This window comes from Mesorhizobium sp. Ca11 (assembly GCF_020165275.1).
Classification (GTDB): domain Bacteria; phylum Pseudomonadota; class Alphaproteobacteria; order Rhizobiales; family Rhizobiaceae; genus Mesorhizobium.
Window position 1 is genome coordinate 123619 of record NZ_JAIUHU010000003.1, and the last position, 20907, is coordinate 144525.

Annotated in this window: 18 protein-coding genes; 8 read left to right on the forward strand and 10 right to left on the reverse strand. The window is 65.3% G+C overall.

What is annotated here, in order from left to right:
• Positions 1–134 precede the first annotated feature (134 nt).
• From LB538_RS06995 to LB538_RS07010, 4 genes are read left to right on the forward strand one after another with little or no spacing between them, the layout of a single operon-like run.
• Positions 135–1139, forward strand: a complete 1005-nt coding sequence (locus LB538_RS06995) for an AAA family ATPase (protein ID WP_140838717.1) — start codon at positions 135–137, stop codon at positions 1137–1139.
• Positions 1139–2053: a DUF58 domain-containing protein gene (locus tag LB538_RS07000; protein ID WP_095766492.1), complete on the forward strand. Its 915-nt coding sequence runs from the start codon at positions 1139–1141 to the stop codon at positions 2051–2053. Before LB538_RS06995 ends, LB538_RS07000 begins: the two co-directional genes overlap by 1 nt.
• On the forward strand, positions 2050–4872 hold the full coding sequence (locus tag LB538_RS07005; protein ID WP_224524589.1) for a DUF4159 domain-containing protein: 2823 nt from the start codon (positions 2050–2052) through the stop codon (positions 4870–4872). The genes LB538_RS07000 and LB538_RS07005 overlap by 4 nt, the downstream gene beginning before the upstream one ends.
• A gap of 3 nt (positions 4873–4875) precedes the next feature.
• Positions 4876–6963 (forward strand): hypothetical protein, encoded by a 2088-nt coding sequence (locus LB538_RS07010; protein ID WP_224524586.1) that lies wholly within the window; start codon positions 4876–4878, stop codon positions 6961–6963.
• A gap of 178 nt (positions 6964–7141) precedes the next feature.
• Here the strand turns inward: LB538_RS07010 and clpS are convergent, their stop codons facing one another.
• The 4 genes from clpS to LB538_RS07030 form a co-directional block, all read right to left on the reverse strand.
• Complete coding sequence (clpS, locus tag LB538_RS07015) at positions 7142–7447, reverse strand: ATP-dependent Clp protease adapter ClpS (protein ID WP_224524583.1); 306 nt, start codon at positions 7445–7447, stop codon at positions 7142–7144.
• A 128-nt stretch (positions 7448–7575) separates the two neighbouring features.
• A complete protein-coding gene (locus tag LB538_RS07020; RefSeq protein WP_224524580.1) occupies positions 7576–7908 on the reverse strand; it encodes a hypothetical protein in 333 nt (110 codons plus the stop codon).
• Between the two features lie 152 nt (positions 7909–8060).
• Entirely contained in the window at positions 8061–8336 is a 276-nt protein-coding gene (locus LB538_RS07025; RefSeq protein ID WP_140838736.1) for a hypothetical protein, read from the reverse strand.
• A gap of 37 nt (positions 8337–8373) precedes the next feature.
• A complete protein-coding gene (locus LB538_RS07030) occupies positions 8374–8679 on the reverse strand; it encodes a hypothetical protein (RefSeq protein WP_095766486.1) in 306 nt (101 codons plus the stop codon).
• A 247-nt stretch (positions 8680–8926) separates the two neighbouring features.
• On the opposite strand from LB538_RS07030, the gene LB538_RS07035 reads away from it, so the two are divergent.
• The 3 genes from LB538_RS07035 (at position 8927) to LB538_RS07045 (ending at position 11519) form a co-directional block, all read left to right on the forward strand.
• Complete coding sequence (locus LB538_RS07035) at positions 8927–9643, forward strand: response regulator (protein ID WP_224524576.1); 717 nt, start codon at positions 8927–8929, stop codon at positions 9641–9643.
• The gene (locus LB538_RS07040) at positions 9640–11049 is read left to right on the forward strand and encodes an ATP-binding protein (RefSeq protein ID WP_224524573.1); all 1410 of its coding nucleotides are present in this window, start codon (positions 9640–9642) and stop codon (positions 11047–11049) included. The genes LB538_RS07035 and LB538_RS07040 overlap by 4 nt, the downstream gene beginning before the upstream one ends.
• A 95-nt stretch (positions 11050–11144) precedes the next feature.
• Positions 11145–11519 carry a YciI family protein gene (locus LB538_RS07045; RefSeq protein WP_224524570.1) on the forward strand — a complete coding sequence of 125 codons (375 nt, stop codon included), beginning with the start codon at positions 11145–11147 and terminating at the stop codon, positions 11517–11519.
• Positions 11520–11539: 20 nt separating this feature from the next.
• Here LB538_RS07045 and LB538_RS07050 read toward each other — a convergent pair whose 3' ends face one another.
• Positions 11540–13018, reverse strand: coding sequence for a pyridoxal phosphate-dependent decarboxylase family protein (locus LB538_RS07050; RefSeq protein ID WP_224524567.1), 1479 nt, complete (start codon positions 13016–13018; stop codon positions 11540–11542).
• Between the two features lie 81 nt (positions 13019–13099).
• Positions 13100–14185 carry a PLP-dependent cysteine synthase family protein gene (locus tag LB538_RS07055; protein ID WP_224524564.1) on the reverse strand — a complete coding sequence of 362 codons (1086 nt, stop codon included), beginning with the start codon at positions 14183–14185 and terminating at the stop codon, positions 13100–13102.
• 243 nt (positions 14186–14428) lie between these two features.
• On the opposite strand from LB538_RS07055, the gene LB538_RS07060 reads away from it, so the two are divergent.
• Positions 14429–16429 (forward strand): transcriptional regulator, encoded by a 2001-nt coding sequence (locus tag LB538_RS07060; RefSeq protein ID WP_224524647.1) that lies wholly within the window; start codon positions 14429–14431, stop codon positions 16427–16429.
• 52 nt (positions 16430–16481) lie between these two features.
• On the opposite strand, the gene LB538_RS07065 is transcribed toward LB538_RS07060, so the two are convergent.
• The 4 genes from LB538_RS07065 to LB538_RS07080 all read right to left on the reverse strand — a co-directional run bounded on the left by LB538_RS07065 (position 16482) and on the right by LB538_RS07080 (position 20713).
• The gene (locus tag LB538_RS07065) at positions 16482–17519 is read right to left on the reverse strand and encodes an MBL fold metallo-hydrolase (protein WP_224524562.1); all 1038 of its coding nucleotides are present in this window, start codon (positions 17517–17519) and stop codon (positions 16482–16484) included.
• Between the two features lie 103 nt (positions 17520–17622).
• Positions 17623–18804 (reverse strand): choline ABC transporter ATP-binding protein, encoded by a 1182-nt coding sequence (gene choV, locus LB538_RS07070; protein ID WP_140838752.1) that lies wholly within the window; start codon positions 18802–18804, stop codon positions 17623–17625.
• The gene (choW, locus tag LB538_RS07075) at positions 18801–19655 is read right to left on the reverse strand and encodes a choline ABC transporter permease subunit (protein ID WP_095766478.1); all 855 of its coding nucleotides are present in this window, start codon (positions 19653–19655) and stop codon (positions 18801–18803) included. Before choW ends, choV begins: the two co-directional genes overlap by 4 nt.
• Positions 19656–19777: 122 nt before the next feature.
• Positions 19778–20713: a choline ABC transporter substrate-binding protein gene (locus tag LB538_RS07080; protein WP_224524560.1), complete on the reverse strand. Its 936-nt coding sequence runs from the start codon at positions 20711–20713 to the stop codon at positions 19778–19780.
• Positions 20714–20907: the final 194 nt, after the last annotated feature.

The window sequence follows — 20907 nt, forward strand, 5'->3', positions numbered from 1 at the left end:
TGTCCCGATTGTCAGCCTTGTCCGCCCGAGTCTGTGATTTAAGTTCAATTACAGGCGCCAGGTGAGGCCGAATCGCGGCATTCTGCGGCATCGAGAGTGCAGGCCGGCATTTCCAACCACAAGGATCGAACGGCATGAGCGTGATGATCAAGGAAAGCCCGATCAGCGAAAAAGCGATGATCGAGGAAGCCGAAAAGGCGCTGGCCGATATCTCCAGGATCCGCGACGCGGTCGGCAGGGTGATCTTCGGCCAGGAGGCGGTCGTCGAGCGCTCGCTGGTGGCTCTGCTGGCCGGCGGTCATGCGCTGCTGGTCGGCGTGCCGGGCCTCGCCAAGACCAAGCTGGTCGAGACACTAGGCATCGTGCTCGGCCTCGATTCGCGCCGCGTCCAGTTCACGCCCGACCTGATGCCGTCGGACATTCTCGGCTCCGAGGTGATGGAGCAGGACGAGTTCGGCAAGCGCTCCTTCCGCTTCATTTCCGGGCCGATCTTCACGCAATTGCTGATGGCCGACGAGATCAACCGCGCTTCGCCGCGCACACAATCGGCGCTGCTGCAGGCCATGCAGGAATATCACGTCACCATCGCCGGCGCCCGCCACGACCTGCCCGCGCCCTTCCACGTGCTGGCGACGCAGAACCCGCTGGAACAGGAAGGCACCTACCCGCTGCCGGAGGCTCAGCTCGACCGCTTTCTGATGCAGGTCGACATCCTCTATCCCGAGATCGAGGCGGAACGCCGTATCCTGCTCGAAACCACCGGCGTCGACGAAGCCAAGGCCGACAATGTGCTGCAGCCGGCACGGCTGAGGGAAATCCAGACGCTGATCCGACGCATGCCGGTGCCGGAAAGCGTCGTCGAGGCGATCCTCAAGCTGGTGCGTTCGGCCCGGCCAGGCCAGGGCAATGCCGAGACGGACAAGCACGTCGCCTGGGGGCCAGGTCCCCGCGCCAGCCAGGCGCTCACCCTGTGCGCCCGCGCCCGCGCCCTATATGATGGCAGGTTGGCGCCCTCGGTCGACGACGTTCGCGCCTTGGCCGAACCGGTGCTGCAGCATCGCATGGCGCTGACTTTCGCCGCCCGCGCCGAAGGCACTTCCGTGCGCGACGTGGTGGCGAAGCTGGCAAAAGGCATCTGATGGGTCGAATAGGCGAGGTCCAGGCACCGGTTGCGACGCGCGACGCGCTCGCCCGTGGCCGGTTGCGGGCTTCATTGGTGCCGGACCTGCTGGTCGAGGCGCGCCGTATCGTCAACACGGTGATCGCCGGCTGGCATGGCCGCCGCAAGCGCGGCATCGGCGAGAACTTCTGGCAGTTCCGGCCCTATGTGGAAGGCGATTCCTCGCGCATCGACTGGCGCCGCTCCGCGAGAGACGACCATACTTATGTGCGCGACCGCGAATGGGAAGCCGCGCACACCGTCTGGCTCTGGGCCGACCCCTCGCCTTCCATGCTCTACAAATCCGCCGCGGCAAGCGTCTCCAAGCAATCGCGCGCGCTGGTGCTGGCGCTCGCCTTGGCCGAGCTCTTGTCGCGCAGCGGCGAGCGCATCGCCTGGCCGGGCCTGACGGATCCGTTCACCGCCCGCAACGGCGCCGAGCGGATCGCCGCCCAGCTCAGCCACGCCGCCGCGCTTCCGGCCAAGCCCGATCTGTCGGCCATCCGCCGTTTCTGCGACATCGTGCTGGTCAGCGATTTCCTCGATCCGGTCGAGGAAACCATGGCCTGGCTCGACGTGCTCGCCCGCCACGGCGTGCGCGCGCATCTGATCGAGGTGGCCGATCCGGCCGAGGAAACCTTCCCCTATGCCGGCCGCACCGAGTTCACCGATCCCGAGACCGGCGACAAGCTGACCGCCGGCCGCGCCGAGATGCTGGCCGAGGAATATCGCCTGCTTTACCGGGCCCGCCGCGACGAACTGGCCGCCTGGTGCAAGCGTCTCGGCTGGAGCTACACCGTCAACCACACCGACCGCCTCGCCTCCGAGGCGCTGGTGCGCGTCCACCTGGCGATGACCGCCGACGGCACCAATTTCGGAAGGGCGGTCGCATGAGCTGGCTGCCGCTTTCGTTCGGGGCGCCCATGGTGCTGTGGGGCCTTCTGGCCCTGCCGGTGATCTGGTGGCTGCTGCGGCTCACCCCGCCCAGGCCGCAAACGGAAGTTTTTCCGCCGCTGAGAATCCTCGCACGGGTCCTGAGGCGCGAAGAAACCCCGCAGCAAAGCCCGTGGTGGCTGACGCTGCTTCGGTTGCTGATGGCGGCGCTCATCGTGATGGCGCTGGCCGAGCCGGTCTTCAACCCGCGCGAAAAACTGCCGGCGGAGGGCGCCGCCCTGGCGCTTGTCGTCGACAATGGCTGGGCGAGCGCCGCCGACTGGAACAAGCGAGTCGCCACCGCCGAGCGGCTGATCGCCGACGCCGGCTCGAACGGCGTGCCGGTCGTCATCGCCTTCACCGCCGAGAAGCCCAATGCCGAGATCGGCCCTTTCGACGCTTCGGCCGCGCTCGATCACCTGCGCGCCGCCAAGCCGCGGCCGATTCCTACCGACAGGCCCGCCGTCTACGCCCGCGTCGCCGCCGCGTTGGAGCGCCTGCCGGGTGCCAGCGTCGCGGTGCTCGCCGATGGGCTTGCCGCCAAAGGCGACGAGGCCGCTTTCAAGACGCTGCTCGAAAAGAATGCGACACGGCTGGTCTGGGCCACGTCCGACCGGCCTTCCGTGACCGGCCTGATCGGCGCCGACAACCAGGTCGATGGTTTCGCTTTGAGCGCCATTCGCGCGCCGGGCAATCCGGCGCCGGCGCAGGTCACCGCTGGCGCCTTCGATGACAAGGGCCGCCGCATCGCCGATGCGACGCTGACCTTCGCGCCGGGCGAAGCCACCGCCACGGGGACGATGGCGGTTCCCTTCGAGCTGCGCAACGACTTCGCTTCGATCGCGCTCGACGGCGAGCACCAGGCCGGCGCCGTGCGCGTGCTGGACGAGAGCTCCAAACGCCGCCGTGTCGGCCTTCTGTCGCAGGCCGAGGCCGACCAGGCGCAGCCGCTTCTGTCGCCGCTCTATTACATTCGCCGCGCCCTGCAGCCCTTTGCCGACCTGGTCGAGCCGTCGAGCGCCGATCTCGCCGACGCCATTCCGCAGCTTCTCGACCAGAAGCCGGCGATGATCATCATGGCCGATGTCGGCACCATCCCGGCGCAGGTCAAGCAGCGGCTGGTCGACTGGGTCGACAAGGGCGGCACGCTGGTCCGTTTTGCCGGTCCCCGCCTTGCCGCGGCCGGCAATGACGACGACCTTTTGCCGGTCAGGCTGCGCAGCGGCGAGCGGGCGCTGGGCGGCGCGCTGTCGTGGACGACGCCGCAGGCGGTGACCGAATTCCCGAAGAGCGGTCCCTTCGCCGATCTTTCCCCACCCTCCGAGGTGACGGTGAGCCGGCAGGTCCTGGCCGAGCCGACGCCCGACATCGTCGAGCGTACCTGGGCCACGCTTGCCGACGGCACGCCGCTGGTGACGGGCATGAAGAAGGACAAGGGCACGCTGGTGCTCTTCCATGTCACGCCCGAGGCGACCTGGTCGAACCTGCCGATCTCCGGCAGCTTCGTCGAAATGCTGCGGCGTGTCGTGCAATTGTCGCGCAACCAGGGCGCCGCGATCGCCAATGCCGAAGCCGCCGCCGCGTCGCTCGCGCCCTACCGCATGATCAGCGCCGACGGCATGCTGACGCCGCCCTCGCCGGATGCCCGACCGCTGGTGCCCGGCGCCGGTCCGCTGCCGGTGACGCTGGAGAATCCACCCGGCCTTTACGGCTCCGAGACGGGCGTCTTCGCACATAATCTGCTCGATGCGTCGAGCACGTTCACGCCGCTGGTCCGTCCGCAGGTTTCGCTGCCGGTGACAGCCATCCCCTATGCCTTCGATGAATCGGAGAACCTGAAGGGGCCGCTGGTCGCCATCGCGCTGCTGTTGATGGTGCTCGACACTTTGGCCGTGTTCTGGATGGGCGGACTGCTGGCGCGCCGGCCGCGCCGCGCAGGCACGGCGGCGACCGCCGCGGCCGTTCTGGTCGTGCTGGGCGGTCTCTTCGGCCATGCCGATCTTGCCCGCGCCGATGATTCCAAGCCCGGCGACACCCAGGCGATCGAGGATATTTCGAAAACCCGCATCGCCTATGTCATCACCGGCGAGCCGGGCGTCGATTCGATCAGCCGCGCCGGCCTCGAGGGCCTCACCCGTTTTCTCATCGAGAAGACCGCGCTCGAGCCCGGCCCGCCGGCCGGCGTCGACATCGCCAAGGACGAGCTGTCCTTCTTCCCGCTGATCTATTGGCCGATCGATGCGACGGCGCCTATGCCCAGCCAGGCGGCGATCGCCCGCATCGACGCCTATATGCAGCAGGGCGGCACGGTTCTGTTCGATACGCGCGACCAGTTTTCGAACGGCATCGGCGCCGGCTCGGCAAGCCCGGCGACCGAGCGGCTGCGCGACATCCTCGGCAATCTCAACGTGCCGCCGCTGGAGCCGGTGCCGTCGGACCACGTGCTGACCAAATCCTTCTTCATCCTTCCGGAGTTCCCCGGCCGCTTCAACGGCAGCCCGCTCTGGGTCGAGGCCTCGCTGGACGCCAGCAACACCGAGAACCGCCCCGTGCGCACCGGCGACGGCGTCTCGCCGATCATGATCACCGCCAATGATTTCGCCGGCGCCTGGGCCATCGACGAGAACGGCGATCCGATGCTGCCGACCGTGCCGCCCGATCCGATGCAGCGCATCTACGCGCTGCGTGCCGGCGTCAACATCATGATGTATATGCTGACCGGCAACTACAAATCCGATCAGGTGCATGTGCCGGTGCTGCTCGAACGGCTGGGGCAGTAGATCATGAACTGGTCCATCTCCTTCGAACCGCTTCTCTCCTGGCCGCTCTTCGGCCTGCTCTTCGTGCCGTTGCTCTTGCTGGCGCTGGTCGGCCTGTGGTTCCGCCAGCGCGGCTCGGCATTGCGCTTCATCGCGCTGCTCGCGCTCGCCGCTTCATTGCTCAATCCCGTTTTCCTCGCCGAGGAACGCGAGGCGCTGAAGAGCGTCGTCGCCCTCGTCGTCGACCGCAGCCAGAGCCAGGACATCGGCGACCGCACCAAGCAGACCGACGAGGCGCTGACCGGCCTGCAGCAGCGTCTTGCCCGCTTCAAGCAGTTCGATGTCCGTGTCGTCGAGGCCGGCAAGTCCGAAGCCGCCGACGAGCGCACCGAAACCAGGCTGTTCAACGCGCTGGAAGGCGTCTTCCGCGACGTGCCGCCGTCGCGCATCGGCGGTGCCGTCATGATCACCGACGGCGAGGTGCATGATGCGCCTGCCGGCGCGCCGGAGTTCAACGCGCCGCTGCATGCGCTGATCACCGGCAACGAGCATGAGAAGGACCGCCGCATCCGCTTCGAGAACGCGCCGCGCTTCGGTCTCGTCGGCAAGCCGCTCGACATGACCTACCGCGTCATCTCGACGGAAGGCGACGGCGCTCCGGTGGACGTGCGCGTCTCGGTCAATGGCGAGCAGGTCTCGGTCGAGCACGCGACCGTCGGCCAGCCGATGAAGCTCTCGGTCACCATACCCAATGCCGGCCGCAACATCGTCCAACTCGGCATCGACCGGGAGCCCGGCGAGCTGACTGACGCCAACAACCGGGCGATTGCCCTGGTCGACGGCATCCGCGAGAACCTGCGCGTGCTCCTGGTTTCCGGCGAACCGCATGCCGGCGAGCGCACCTGGCGCAACCTTTTGAAGTCGGACGCGTCGGTCGATCTCGTCCACTTCACGATCCTGCGTCCGCCGGAAAAGCAGGACGGAACGCCGATCAATGAGCTGTCGCTGATCGCTTTCCCGACGCGCGAGCTGTTCGTCGAGAAGATCAAGGATTTCGATCTGATCATCTTCGACCGCTACCAGCACCGCGACGTGCTGCCGATCCTCTATTACGACTACATCTCCGAGTATGTCGAAAAGGGCGGCGCGCTGCTGATTGCCGCCGGCCCCGAATATGCCGGCGAGAACTCCATCGCCCGCACGCCGCTCAACGCCGCGCTGCCGGCCATGCCGACCGGCGAGGTGGTGGACAAGGCCTTCTACCCGCGCCTGACCGATCTCGGCCAGCGCCATCCGGTGACGCGCGGGCTCGACGGCTCGGCAAGCGAGCCGCCGCATTGGAGCCGCTGGTTCCGCACCATCGGCGTCAAGAACCCGGAAGGCGAAGTGGTGATGAAAGGCGCCGACGATCGACCCCTGCTCCTGCTCGCTCGCAAGGGCGAGGGCCGTGTCGGCATGCTCCTGTCCGATCAGGGCTGGCTGTGGGCGCGCGGCTTCGAGGGCGGCGGGCCGCATGTCCAGCTTTATCGCCGCATCGCCCACTGGCTGATGAAGGAGCCGGAACTGGAAGAAGAACGGCTAACCGCCGACGGCCGCGGCATGATGCTCGAAATCCGCCGCCAGACGATGAGCGATGATCCCGGTCCCGCCCAGGTCATCACGCCGTCCGGCAAGGCGGTGGCGGTGAAGCTCGAGAAAGCCGAGCCCGGCATTTTCACCGGCAGCCTGCAGACCGGCGAGATCGGCCTTTACCAGATCGGCAATGGCGATCTTACCGCGCTTGCCCATGTCGGCCCGATCAACGCGCCGGAATTTTCCGACGTGATCTCGACCGAGGATCGGCTGAAGGCGCCCGCCGAGGCGACCGGCGGCAGCGTGCGGCGGCTGGCTCCGTCGTCGACGCTCGGCAATCTCGCCGGCGGCTTGACACTGCCGTCGATCGTTCCCGTCCGCTCTTCAGCGGCCGCGTCGGGCGATGACTGGATCGGCCTGCGCACCACCGACGACAGCACGCTCAAGGCCGTGTCGCGCGTGCCGCTGTTCGGCGGCTTCCTCGGCCTCGGCCTGCTGCTGCTCGCCATCGGCTCGATGTGGTATCGCGAAGGGCGGTGAGTTCCTCACCTCTCCCCTTGTGGGAGAGGTCGGATTGCCCCGATTTGTCCTTCACAAATCGGCTGGCAATCCGGGTGAGGGGTAGTTGACGCCAAGCTGGAACACCCCTCATCCGTCTCGGCGCTGCGCGCCGATCCACCTTCTCCCACAAGGGGAGAAGGAAAAAACTCCACCGCCCCTACTCTTCCGGTTCTGTGGTGAACAGCAGCGGATAGCCCTTGGCCTTCCCGGCGTCGGTCGCCCGCGTCGCCTTGGTCTCGGCGATATCGCGCGTAAACACCGCGACGACGCACACGCCGCGCGTATGCGCGGTGATCATGACGCGATGCGCCTGATCCTCACTGAGCTTGAATTCGCCCTTGAGCACCGTCACCACGAACTCGCGCGGCGTGAAATCGTCATTGACGAGGATGACCTTGTAGAGCTTCGGTCGCTCGATTTTCGGCTGCGTCTTAGTGCGGGGTTTGAGGACGGTTTCGGGCATCGGATCCACCAGCGAGAACTGGGCTCTCTCGCTCTCATTCTGTCACGCAGCAAATATACGTCCAATTCCACGCGCGGGTAATGCCGGCTTGGACCATCAGCCCTATGTGGGGAATCACTGCCGGAGGGTCAACGGCCCTGGCGGCGCAACGCGGTGCCCGATCTGCCGGAACCTGCACCGCCATCCATGTCGGAGCCGCGTTCGACGAAGGCGAAGAACATCCAGCCGACAAAGCCGATCACGGTCGCACCGGTCAGCAGGACCAGGACCCAGGACTGCGCCGGCGTGATGTAGTCGAAGCTTGAAGAGATCAGCGGAGCGAACAGCTCGGGCTCGGTCCTGCCGCTGGCCGGATCCGGCACAGGGCTTGCGGTAAAGATGATCAACGATCGTGCCGCCGCGGTGGCGATCAGGCCGCCGAGGGTCAGCGAACGCATCAGGGACGAAAACCGCTTCTTCATGCGGACTGTCCTACAGCACCGGCATTGCGATCGGGTTAAGGATAGGACTTGAGCGCGGTGGAAACCTGCTGGTTTCGGGCTCCCTGCCGCAAGCAAGCCGCCCCTGCCGAAATCGACCGGAGCGGCTTCGTCTAGTGGCGCAGAGCGCTGGATCAGGGCTTCTTGGCAGCCGGCTTCGCAGCAACGGGCTTCGCAGCCGACGCTTTCTTCTTGACCGGGCACTTGTGCGTCTCGGTCACTTTGCAGGCCTTCTTGGCAGCGACCTTCTTCATCGGCTTCGCAGCCGTGCTATCCGCCGGAGCAGCCGTGGTGGTCGCGGTCGAAGCAGCCGGGGCAGCCGTCGTCGTGGCGGCGGCGTTGCCGAGCGCCGGCATCGCGAAGGCGAGAGCAACACCGAGGCCGAGGGCGGAGAGGATGGACTTCTTCATGGCTTCATTTCCTTTTTCTTGCGGGTCTGGGTGGGTGTCACTGAACGGGATCGATCGGTGCCACTCCAAGCAGCTTCAAAGCATTTGCGAGCATCCGGATTCCCTGTGCCTGCTTCTTGTTGGCGCAGAACCGGTTTCCCCTTCTTTGCAGTGCTTTCGCCGCGGTGACCTGCGTTGCCGCGGCATGGGTTTCGAGAGCTTCGTCAACCTGACGGCTCAGATTGGTGCAGCGCTCGGTCCGGGTGAGCGGAGCGACGACCTTTGCGGTGGAGGCGCCGTCCGCGGCTGTGATGAGCGATATGCTGAGCAAAGCACCCATCACGCTGATCCAGAACCTCTGCATTGGTCTTGTCCGTTACTCCGGAAACTTGCGTCGCAGCCGATGACCTGACCGCCACGGCACCGTTTATGCCCTTGAAATTTTTCACCAGTTTTTCTCAACTGTAGAATTTTGTTTCTGGATTGTTTCTGAGGAATCCGCCCCACGCGGCGATCGCGGCCACTGGCCAAGATGTGGCCCGAATTCTATCGTGTGGGTTGTCTCGAACGGATATCCAGCAAGAGCCGGCAAAGAGAATGATAGGTTTCGAGTGAAATCCGATGCGCACATACTGATCGTCGACGACGACAAGGGCATACGCGACCTGCTGCAGGAGTTCTTCCAGAAGCGCGGGCTGCAAACGACAGTGGCCGGGGACGGCACCGAGATGGAAGCGATCCTGCGCCGCACGCCGGTGGACCTGATCATTCTCGACGTGATGCTGCCCGGCAAAAGCGGGCTTGAGCTTTGCCGCGAGATCCGTGCCAATTACACCACGCCGATCATCATGCTGACCGCGGTGACGGAAACGACCGATCGCGTGGTGGGCCTGGAAATGGGCGCCGACGACTACGTGCCCAAGCCCTTCGATCCGCGCGAGCTTCTGGCCCGCATCCGCGCCGTGCTGAGGCGCAACGGCAGCGCCGAGCCGCGTCGCCCCACGATCAAGCAGATCTACCGCTTTGCCGGCTGGACCATGGACTGCGCGCGCCGCCGCCTGACGGCGCCCGACGATGTCCGGGTGGAACTGACGATGGCGGAGTTCAACCTGCTGCAGACCTTCGTCAAGAGCGCCCAGCGTGTGCTTACCCGTGAGCAGCTGATCGAGCTGTCCGGCGGCGACACCGGCTACAGCTTCGACCGCAGCGTCGATATCCTGGTGAGCCGCTTGCGCCGCAAGATGGAAGACGATCCGAAAACGCCCCAACTGATCCTGACCGTGCGCAGCGGCGGCTATCAGTTCCTGCCCGAGACCACGTCGGAATGAGACGCTTCCTGCCGCAGACCCTGCCAGTCTGGGTGCTGCTGATCGTCATTGCCGGCCTCATGATCAGCCAGGTGACGACGCTCTACATCGTGGCGCGCGACCGCGCCGCCGCCAACAGCGTCGTCGATCTCTACCGGCTGAACGACCGCGCCTATTCGCTGGTGCAGCTGATGCATGACGCCACGCCCGAAGAGCGCAAGGCGACCGCGTCCGGCCTGTTCAACTCGACCTATGCGCTGACGGTTTCGGACACGCCCGCCGTCACCTCTTCGATCGCCGGCGATGACGAGCTGGCCGAGCTTGAGGACATCCTGGTCGGCCGCCTGTCGAAATTCGGCGTGACCGACGCGCGCGTGCGGCGCGATCCGGCCACCCAGGAAGCCGACGTCCCAGACGGGCAGGCGGTGAACAAGGATGTCGGCCAGGTCGAGCGCGACCTGCTGGTCTTGGCCGCGGATTTCGCGCAAAGCGATAAGCTGACCGCCTCGCTGCGCTTTTCCGATGGGCAGTGGCTGAATTTCACCGAACCGATCACGCCGGCGGGACCGATTCTGAGCCTCGACAGCCTGCCGCTTTACTCACTGATCGCCGGCCTGATCATCATCATGTCGATCTGGTCGCTGCGCCGGCTGACCGCGCCCTACCGGATGATGGAAACGGCGGTGACGCGCATCGGCAATGACCTGAAAAGCCCGCCGATCGCCGAGAGCGGCAGCCGCGAGATCCGCGCCGCCGCAAAGGCGATAAACGCCATGCAGATGCGGCTGCGCGATTATGTCGAGGACCGCGAGCATCTCGCGGCGGCGCTGGCGCATGATCTGCGCACGCCGCTGACCCGGATGCGCCTGCGTCTCGAACTATTGCGCAGGTCGCCCGCGCGCGAGGCGCTGGCGCACGACCTCGCCGACATCGAAAGCATCGCCAGCTCGGTCATCGACTTCGCCAAATTCGAGGTGACGGAGGAAAAGGCCGAGCGGATCGATTTCTGGTCGCTGGTGGAATCGGTCGCGGATTCCTTCGACGGCGCATCCTTCGACGAAGGCGTGGTCCCGTCGCGCGGCCTGATCTGCGTCGCGCGGCCGGTGGCGCTGCGGCGCTGCGTCACCAATCTTATCCAGAACGCGGTGACTTACGGCAAGAAGGCGCATCTCGGCGTGCGCCGATCGGGCAACACGATCACGCTGTCGATCCGCGATGAAGGCCCCGGCATTCCGCAAGCGAAGCTGGACGCGGTGTTCGGCTCCTTCGTGCGGCTGGAGGAATCGCGCAACCGCACCACCGGCGGCCTCGGCCTCGGTCTCACCATCGCCCGCAACATCGCCCGCGGCGCCGGTGGCGAGGTCAATCTTTCCAACTACCCCGGTGGCGGCTTGTTGACGGAGCTGAAGCTGCCGGTGGCAGCTTGAGTCAGGAGTGGGCTATGTCCGCCACCGGCACCACTGGATCAGTCGAACCATCCTTGTGATAGTGCGGCCCGCCTGGTTACGAGGGAAATCCACCCATGTTCTACGCCGTCCTTGCCTACCATGTCGAAGACACCGTGCAGTCCTGGTCGCCAGATGAGGATGCGGCATTGATGAAAGACCTGCTCGAAGTCAACGACAGGCTGACGCGCGAGGGCAAGCTCGGGCCGGCGGCGAGGCTTGACGTCACGGCCAAGGCGGTGACGCTGCGCGGTCCCGGCGAAGGCATGGTCATTGACGGTCCCTTCGCCGAAACCAAGGAGCAGTTGCTCGGCCTCTATGTCCTCGACTGCGCGAACCGGGACGAGGCGATTGCCGCTGCGCGCGACCTCAAGCGCGTCAACCCCACCGCCGTCTACGAGATCCGGCCGATCATGCTCTATCTGCCGGGCGCCACGCTGACGGCAAGCTGAGACAGCTTCCCGAGCGTGCCTCAGACCGGTATCGCGGCCTCGATTTCCCGTCCCAGCTTCAGCATCTCCGCCACCAGCAGGTCGAGATCGTCCCGGCGCGTGCGGTGATTGGCGATTGCCACCCTCAGGCAATGCCGGCCCTGCACCGTGGTGTCGGACAAGGCCGCGATGCCCTCCTCCTGGAGTCTCAGCATGATCTCGGTGTTGAACGCCTTGAGCTTTTCCTCCGACGCGCCATCCAGCCGGTGGCGGAAGCTGACGATGTTGATGGTGGTTGGCGCCATCAGTTCGAGCGCCGGCTCCGCCTCGATCAGACGGGTGAGGTGGCGGGCCTGGGCGATGTTCTGGTCGATCAGGCGGCCGAACTTCTCGACGCCATGCTCCTTCAGCGCCATCCAGATCTTGAGCGCACGGAAGCCGCGCGACGTTTGAAGCCCATAATCGTGCAGCCACTCTCCGGAGGCCAGGCCCCGCGGCGTCGATTCCAGATATTCTGGCGTCACGGCAAACGTGTTGCGGTGCTGGGATGCGTCCCGCACCAGGGCGCAGCCGGCTTCGAACGGCGCGTGCAGCCATTTATGCGGATCGAGTGCGATCGAATCCGCCTGTTCGATGCCGGCGACGAGCGATCGGTTCTCAGGTGCGATCGCGATGAGCGCGCCGATGCAGCCGTCGACATGGAACCAGAGAGCCTCTTCGGCCGCCACGCTCGCCAGCGCCCGCAGGTCGTCGACCGCGCCGGCGTTGACGGTGCCGGCGGTGCCGATCACGCAGGCCGGCCTGAAGCCCGCCTCGCGGTCCTCCGCGATTGCCGCCTTGAGCGCGGCGATATCGATGCGCAAGCCGGCATCGGTCTGGATGCGCCGCAGCGCCTGATTGCCGAGGCCGAGCGCCTCCACAGCCTTGCGATGACAGGAATGGACCTGGTCCGAGGCGTAGTAGCGCAACGGCTTCGGCATGGCGCCGACACCCCGCTCGCGCACGTCGACGCCTGCCTTGACGTTGCGCGCCACGGTCAGTCCGATAATGTTGGCCATCGAGCCGCCGCTGACCAGGGTGCCGCTGGCCGAGGCTGGGAAACCGACCATCTCCTTCATCCAGTTGACGACCTGGCTGTCCATCAGTGCGGCGGCATGGTTGCCGCCGCCGAGATTGGAGCCCTGGATCGCCGCCAGGAAATCGCCGAGCGCGCCGGTGAAGTTGCTGGATCCCATATACCAGGACCAGAAACGCGGATGGATGTTGCCCATCGGGTAAGGCATCACGTTGCGGGCGACGTCGTCATAGACGTCAGCCGCCGGCGCCGGCGAGCGCGGCAAAGGTGCGCCGAAGAATGCCCGCACCTCGGCCGGCATCTCGCGCCAGACCGGCCGGTTGCGGACATCCTCGAGATAGGCGATGGCATCGTCGAGGATTCGGTGCGAGAGCTCTCCCACATCGGCCCAATCCGGCGGATCGAGCGTTTCCTCCGCGTTGGTCGCTTCCGGAAATATATCCATCTCGCCTCTCCCGCCGGCGTGGGTCGACCCGCGCATAAAAGAACGACGCCGCCATGCGGGGGCGGCGTCGCGTTTCTGTTCTCAGCCTTCGAACTGGCAGCTCGGCGTCGAGCGCGACAGCGCCGTCTCCTCGGCGTCCATCTCGGCCTCGATGCCGTCGAAAAGCGGCGTCGACATGTAGCGCTCCCCCGTGTCGGGCAGCATGCACAGGATCACCGAGCCGGCGGGGGCCTTGCCCGCGATCTGCCGCGCCACGGCGAAAGTGGCGCCGCCGGAGATGCCGGTAAAGATGCCCTCCTGCCGCGCCAGCGCCTTCGTCCATTTGATGCCTTCGGGACCGGGGATCGGCACCACCTCGTCATAATAGCGTTGGTCGATCGCCTCCTGCAGCACGTTGGGGATGAAGTCCGGCGTCCAGCCCTGGATCGGATGCGGTTCGAAGGCCGGATGGCTGGCGGACGGCGCACCGCCGGCGCCGCGCTCCTGGGCCTTGCCGCTGCCGATCAGCTGGGCGTTCGCCGGCTCGGCGAGCACGATCTTCACCTCCGGCCGCTCGCGGCGCAGCACGCGGCCGACGCCGGCCACCGTGCCGCCCGTGCCGTAGCCGGTGACGAGCACGTCCAGCCTCGAGTCGGCGAAGTCATTGATGATCTCGCGCGCCGTCGTTGCCTCGTGAATGGCGGCATTGGCCTCGGTCTCAAACTGGCGCGCGAGGAACCAGCCATTGGCTTCGGCGAGCTCGACCGCCTTCTTGTACATGCCGAAACCTTTTTGGGCGCGCGGCGTCAGCACCACCTTGGCGCCCAGCATGCGCATTAGCTTGCGGCGCTCGATCGAGAAGCTGTCGGCCATCGTCACCACCAGCGGATAGCCTTTCTGCGCGCAGACCATGGCGAGGCCGATGCCGGTATTGCCGCTCGTCGCCTCGACCACGGTCTGGCCAGGCTTGAGCTTACCGCTGCGCTCGCCTTCCTCGATGATGTTGAGCGCCAGCCGGTCCTTCACCGAGGCCGCCGGGTTGAAGAACTCCGCCTTCACATAGATCGTCGCGTGACCTGGCCCGAGATTGTTGATGCGGATGACCGGCGTGTCGCCGACGGTATCGAGAATGCTGTCGAACAGCCGGCCGCGACCGGCCGTGGTCCTGATTTTCAACTGATGCAACATGGGCTTTCTCCTCGATCTCCTCACGTGCCGGTTACAAACCGGCGAATTGGGCGGCGCGGTTTCGACACCTTGCCGCGCTAGTTGCGTGTGACTTGCCGGCAATTCGGCAAAGGCCGCGTCCGGCTCGAAAATTCGCTGCCGGATGCGCCCTGTCGTGTTTGGTGATAGAACATGGACCAACTGTTCGACGTGGGAGCGAGCGTGGAAACGGACGTGGAATCCGTTCGGTCGACTCTGAAAGGCATGGCAGCCAGCCTTTCGATCAGGCTGCTCGGCCCGTTTACGATCATGCGCGACGATGTTCCTGTGGCCTTGCCTTCGTCACGCAAGCTGCGCGCCCTGCTTGCCTATCTGGCGCTGGCGCCCCACCCAGTCAGCCGCAGCCGTCTTTGCGAACTTCTCTGGGACGTGCCCAACGATCCGCGCGGCGAGTTGCGCTGGTGCCTGAGCAAGCTGCGTGCCGCGCTCGACGAAGCGGGCTTGCGCCGGGTCGAAACCGACGGCGATATGGTGTCGCTCCGTCTTGACGATGTCCATGTGGACGCGCTGGATGCCGCCTCGGCGGTGGCCGAAGGTGTCCAGACGCTCGATCTCGTGCGGCTGCAGGGGATTTCGCAACATTTCGCCGGCGATTTTCTCGACGGCCTCGAGCTCGATCGCAGCCCGCATTTCGGCAGCTGGCTGACGGCGCAGCGCCGCCGTTTCAGCGCATGCCATGTCGCGGTTCTGGAGCATATCATTGGGCTTCTCCCACGTGGAACCGATGAGGCCGGCGCTTATATCGACAAATGGCTGGAGCTAGCGCCCTTCGACGGCCGCGCGCATGTGGCGCTGCTGGAAAATCTGGCCCGGCGCGGGCAGATCGGCGCCGGCGAAGAGCATCTTGCCACGGCAGCGGAGTTGTTTCGCTCGGAAGAGCTGGATTTCACGCCATTGCGCGAGGCTTGGCAGGAGATAAGAGCCCGGAACGCCGGCGCAACGCCATGCGCCCGATCCGGGCCGGCTTTCCCGGTTTCGGAATCGTCGGTCGCCGCGGACGAATCCGAGCCCGTTGCGACCCGCCGGGCTTCGCTCGCGGTGATGCCGTTTGCCGAGAGCGCCGGCGCCGGCGGCTTCCGTGGCGGGCTTGCCGATGGCCTCACGCATGACATCATCACGCGGCTTGCCAAGCTGCGCGATTTCTTCGTCATCGCCCGCGGCTCTGTCTTCGCGCTCGCCGAGAAGAACATCGCGCCGGAAGACGCCGGGCGCAGGCTGAATGTCGACTATGTCGCGACGGGCTCGGTGCGGGCTCTGCCGGGCAGGTTCATCGTCTCGGTCGAGCTTGTCGAGGTCCGCACGGCAAGGATCGTTTGGGCGGAAACCTTCGAGCATAAACCCGACGACATCTTCATCGTCATCGAGGATATCGGCAACAGCATCGTCTCATCGATCGCCGCCGAGATCGCGACGGTGGAGCGCAACCGCGCATTGCTGAAAGCGCCAAACTCGCTCAATGCCTGGGAGGCTTACCATCGCGGCCTTTGGCACATGTATCGCTTCACCCGCCAAGAAAACGAGCTGGCGCAGCATTTCTTCGGCGAGGCGTTGAAGCTCGATCCTACTTTCGCACGCGCCTATGCCGGCATGTCCTTCACCCACTGGCAGAACGCTTTCCAGCGCTGGGGCGACCGCGGCCGCGAGGCCGCGCTTGCCTTCGAGAGCGCCGGCCAGAGCCTGCTGGTCGACGACCGTAACCCAGCCGCCCACTGGGCGATGGGCCGCGCGTTATGGCTGCGCGGCGAGCAGGACAGCTCGCTGCTGGAGCTGGCGAGCGCCGTCGATCTCAGCCCCAATTTCGCGCTCGGCCATTACGCGCTGTCCTTCGTCCATTCGCAGTCGGGCGACCCGCAATCGGCGATCGGCTCATCCGACCATTCGCGTCATCTCAGCCCCTTCGATCCGCTGCTGTTCGGCATGATGGGCGCGCGCGCCATGGCGCATGCGCGGCTCGGCGAATTCGAAGCGGCGGCCGAATGGGCGCTGAAGGCGGCCGCAAGGCCAAACGCCCATGTCATCATCCTGGCGATCGCCGCCCATTGCCTGGCGCTGGCCGGCCGGCAGGAGGAGGCGCGAACCTTCGCCGCCGCTATCCGCAACGCCTTGCCGAACTATCGCGCCGACGATTTCATCGCGACATTCCGTTTCGATCGCGATGGAGAAGCCCTGTTCCGGAACGGCGCCAAGCTCATCGGGCTGAACTGAACCTGGCCGGCGCGCCTAGACTAGTGCATGTCGCCCAGAAGTGCGACGCGCTTTAATGCATCAGCGGGCCGCTGGCTTTCCGCCAGGCGTCGATGCCGCCCTGGATATGGCGGGCGCTGGAAATCCCGACATCCTGCGCCGCTTGCACCGCCATCGCCGAACGCTCGCCGAAGGCGCAATAGAACAGGATCTGTTTGCTGGTCGATTTCGCCAGCTCGTGCAGCATGCCGCCGGCGGCAATGTTTTCCTGCAGCCGCGCATAGGGCAGATGGATCGCGCCGGGGATGACCCCGTGCCGCTCGCGCTCGGTTTGCTCGCGCAGGTCGATCAGCGCCACGTCGGGTCGCCCGACCAGCGCCAGCGCCTGCTCCGCGCTGACCGCCCAGCCGCGGCTGGCGATGTCGTCCTGATGCAGCCCGACCCGCATGTTGGCGGGCACGGCCACATCCATCATTTTCGGGTTGGATAGGTTGAGATTGTTCATGATGTTCACATACTCGTCGACCGACTTCACCTGCAGGCGCGGATTGAAGGCCTTTTCCTCGCCGATCGTCGACACGGTCTCGCCCTTATAGTCATGCGCCGGGAAGATCATCGTCTCGTCGGGCAGCTTGAGCAGCCGGCCGAAGATCGATTCATATTGCTGGCGCGGATCGCCGTTCTGGAAGTCGGTGCGGCCGGTGCCGCGGATGAGCAGCGTGTCGCCGGTGAAGACCCGGTCGGGCAAGATGAAGCTGTAGGAATCGTCGGTGTGGCCCGGCGTGTAGATGACGTCGAGCGCCAGGCCTTCGATGCCTAGCTTGTCGCCGTCGGCAAGCCGCATCGACACCACGTCGGCCTTGGTCTGCTCGCCCATGACAGTCACGCAATGCGTCTTGTCGCGCAGCGCGCCGAGACCGGTGATGTGGTCGGCATGAAGATGCGTGTCGACCGCCTTGACCAGCCTCAGGTCCAGCTCATTGACCAGCTGCAGGTAGCGCTCGACCTTCTCCAGCACCGGATCGATGATCAGCGCCTCGCCGCCGCGCCGGCTGGCAAGCAGATAGGAATAGGTGCCCGAAACGGAATCGAAGAGCTGACGGAAGATCATTCGTGCCTCTTTCGCCTGATGCCGGTTGTTCGGCTGCCGGTCAGTCTAGAACAAGCGCGAGGTGCCCGCCAGCGGCACACGCCCGTCAAGAAGGCTGAAGGTCCTACCGCCTCAGCACAGCACTCAGCACGTCCCTGATGCCAATCGAGCCGACGAAGCGCGAGCCTTCGTCGAACAGCGCCACCGGCGCCGTCTGCGACCGGTGCATGGCGAGCATCACCGTTTTCAGCGGGGTGCCGGGATTGGCCCAGAACACCTGGGCGCCCTCCTCCGGCTGGCGCTCGACATCGGCGCAGGACACCCACACCGCCGGCTTGCCGTCGCGCTCGGCCGCCGCCACAAGGCCGTGGTCGTCGATTTTGAAGCGTGTCGTCTTGCGCCGGTCGAGCCACACCCAGCCGTTATCGCCGTGCTCCAGGTCGCGACGGTCCCGCATCACGTTCCACGCCGTCAGCACCGACAGCGGATTCACATTGGCGATGAAGTCGCGGACATAGTCGTTGGCAGGGCGCAAGACGATGTCTTCCGGCGCGCCGGTCTGCACGATGCGGCCGCCCTCCATGATCGTGATGTGGCTGCCGATCTTCAGCGCCTCCTCGAGGTCGTGGCTGACGAAGATGATGGTCTTCTTCAGCTCGGCCTGGAGCTGCAGCAATTCGTCCTGCAGCTTGGTGCGGATAAGCGGGTCGAGCGCCGAGAACGGCTCGTCCATCAAAAGGATCGGCGCCTCGGTGGCGAAAGCCCGGGCGAGACCGACGCGCTGCTGCATGCCGCCCGAAAGCTCATGAGCATATTTCTTCGACCACTGGTCGAGATGGACAAGCTGCAGCTGCTTCTGTACCCGCGCCTTGCGCTCGGCTTCCGGCACGCCAGCAAGCTCGAGGCCGAAGCCGACATTTTCCTCGACCGTGCGCCAGGGCAGCAGGCCGAACTGCTGGAACACCATGGCCACTTGCTTCTGCCGCAGCCGCCGCAAGGTCGTCTCGTCGCAGGTGACGACATCGACGATGCGGTCGCCGTCCTTGACGAGCACCTGGCCGCGCGACACGACGTTGAGCCGGTTGACGGCCCGCAGCAGCGTCGACTTGCCGGAACCGGACAAGCCCATCAACACCGAGATCTCGCCTTCGTGCACGGTGAGGCTGGCGTCGGCGCATCCGAGCACATTGCCGGTCTTTTCGAGGATCTCGGCACGGGTGGCGCCCTGATCGATCAGCGCCAGCGAACCGGCCTGATCGGCGCCGAAGACGATGTCTACATTCTTGAAATCAACCGCGACCGTCATTTCTTGCCTCCAACGCCGATGCGGGTCATGCGGTCGAGCACGATGGCGAGCACGACGATGGCGAGGCCGGCCTCAAGCCCGAGATCGATGCGCCGCGAGCCGAGCGCCCGGTTGATTTCGGTGCCGAGGCCACCGGCGCCGATCAGGGCGGCGAACACCACCATCGACAGCGACAGCATGATCGATTGCGTCAGGCCCGCCATGATGGTCGGCAGCGCCGAGGGCAGCTCCACCTTCCACAGAAGCTGGCGCTTGGTGGCGCCGAACGCCTCGCCCGCTTCGATGATTGCCTTGGGCACCGAAACGACGCCGAGATGGGTGAGCCGAACGGCCGTCGGGATGACGAAGATGATGGTGACGATGAGGCCGGGCGCATTGCCGAGCCCGAACAGCGTGAGCACCGGTATCAGGTAGACGAAGGTCGGCAGCGTCTGCATCAGGTCGAGCACCGGCAGCATGACGCGGTAGACCTTCGGCTTGTGCGCCGCCCAGATGCCGAGCGGCACGCCGATCGCCATTGCCATTGCGGCGGCGGCAACGACCAGGACCAGCGTCTGCACCGTCTGTTTCCACAGATTCTGGTTGATGATGAAGATCAGGCCGAGGAAGACGCCGATGGCGAGCGGCCGCGAACGCTGTAAGAGCCAGGCGATGAACGCGATGACCAGGGCCAACAAAACCGGCGGCACCATGAGCAGGAGGCTCACTGCTCCGTCCAGGATGAAATTCAGACCGTTTGAAAATGCGCGGAAGATGGTGTCGAAATTGTCGGTCAGGAAACCGAAGAAAGCCTTGCCCCATGGCCCGATCGGAATTTTGTAGTCGGTCAGGAATTTAGAAATCGGATCCATCTTTCCCCTCTCGGCTTCGCCGCACTTGCCGCACGGTCATCCTCTCACGTCTCCAGGCATATGAAAAAGGGCAGCCTCTTCAAGGGCTGCCCTTTTCCGGAAATCATCCCGGTCCCAAGCGATCAGCCCCCGAGCGCGGTCTTGACGGCCGCAGCCGCGTCGCCGCCATCGAAAGTGGTGACGCCGGCGATCCAGGGCGCCACCGCGTCCGGATGCTTCTTCAGCCAATCGGTCGCCACCGTCTGCGGATCGCCACCCTTGAGGATCGCGTCCATCATCTCGCCTTCCATGTCGAGATTGAACTTCAGGTTGGCGATGAACTTGCCGACGTTCGGGCATTCGGTGGTGTAGCCCTTGCGCACGATGGTATAGACGGTGGCGGCGCCGAAGCCGCTGTCGCCCATGCCGTCGAGATAGGTGATCTTCATGGCGCCCATCACCGGATGCGGCGTCCAGCCGAGGAAGGCGATCCACTCATTGTTCTTCATCGACTGCTCGGCCTGCGTCAGCATGCCGGCCTCCGAGGATTCGACCAGCTCGAAGCCTTCGAGGTTGTCCTTCGGGTTCTTGATCATGTCCAGGATGATGCGGTTGCCGTCATTGCCGGCCTCGATGCCGTAAATCTTGCCGTTGAACTTGTCCTTGAACTTGCCGAGATCGGTCAGCGTCTTGACACCGGCATCCGCGACATAGGTCGGCACGACGATGCCATAGCCTGCGCCGGTCAGGTTGGTGCTGATCGTCTCGATCGAGCCTTCCTTGGTGTAGTCCTTGATGTCGTTGGTCATCGACGGCATCCAATTGCCGAGGAAGACGTCCAGGTCCTTGTTCTTCAGCGAGGCCATGGTCACCGGCACCGAAAGCTGGATCGTCTGCGGCTCATAGCCGAGCGCGGTGAGCAGCACCGAGGCGAGGCCCGTGGTGGCCTGGATGTCGGTCCAGCCGACATCCGACAGCCGCACGGCCTTGCAGCTCGCCGGATCGCCGGCATAGGCGGCGGTTGTCGACAGGAACGCCGCAAGGCCGAGGCCTGCGACGAAAGATTTCATACGCGACATGAACTTATCTCCCATTGGATTTTCGAGGCAAAGCGAAGTCACGGTTCTTGCGCCCGCCTTGTTTCGTCAGCCAAACACCATTTTGATGTTGTTTCAAGCGGTTCAACGTCGCGACGAACGGCGCGCGCTGGCCATTAAGCGACATGACAGCTTTTTGAACGACATCGAGTTTTTGGTGGACGGAGCCGGTGCCC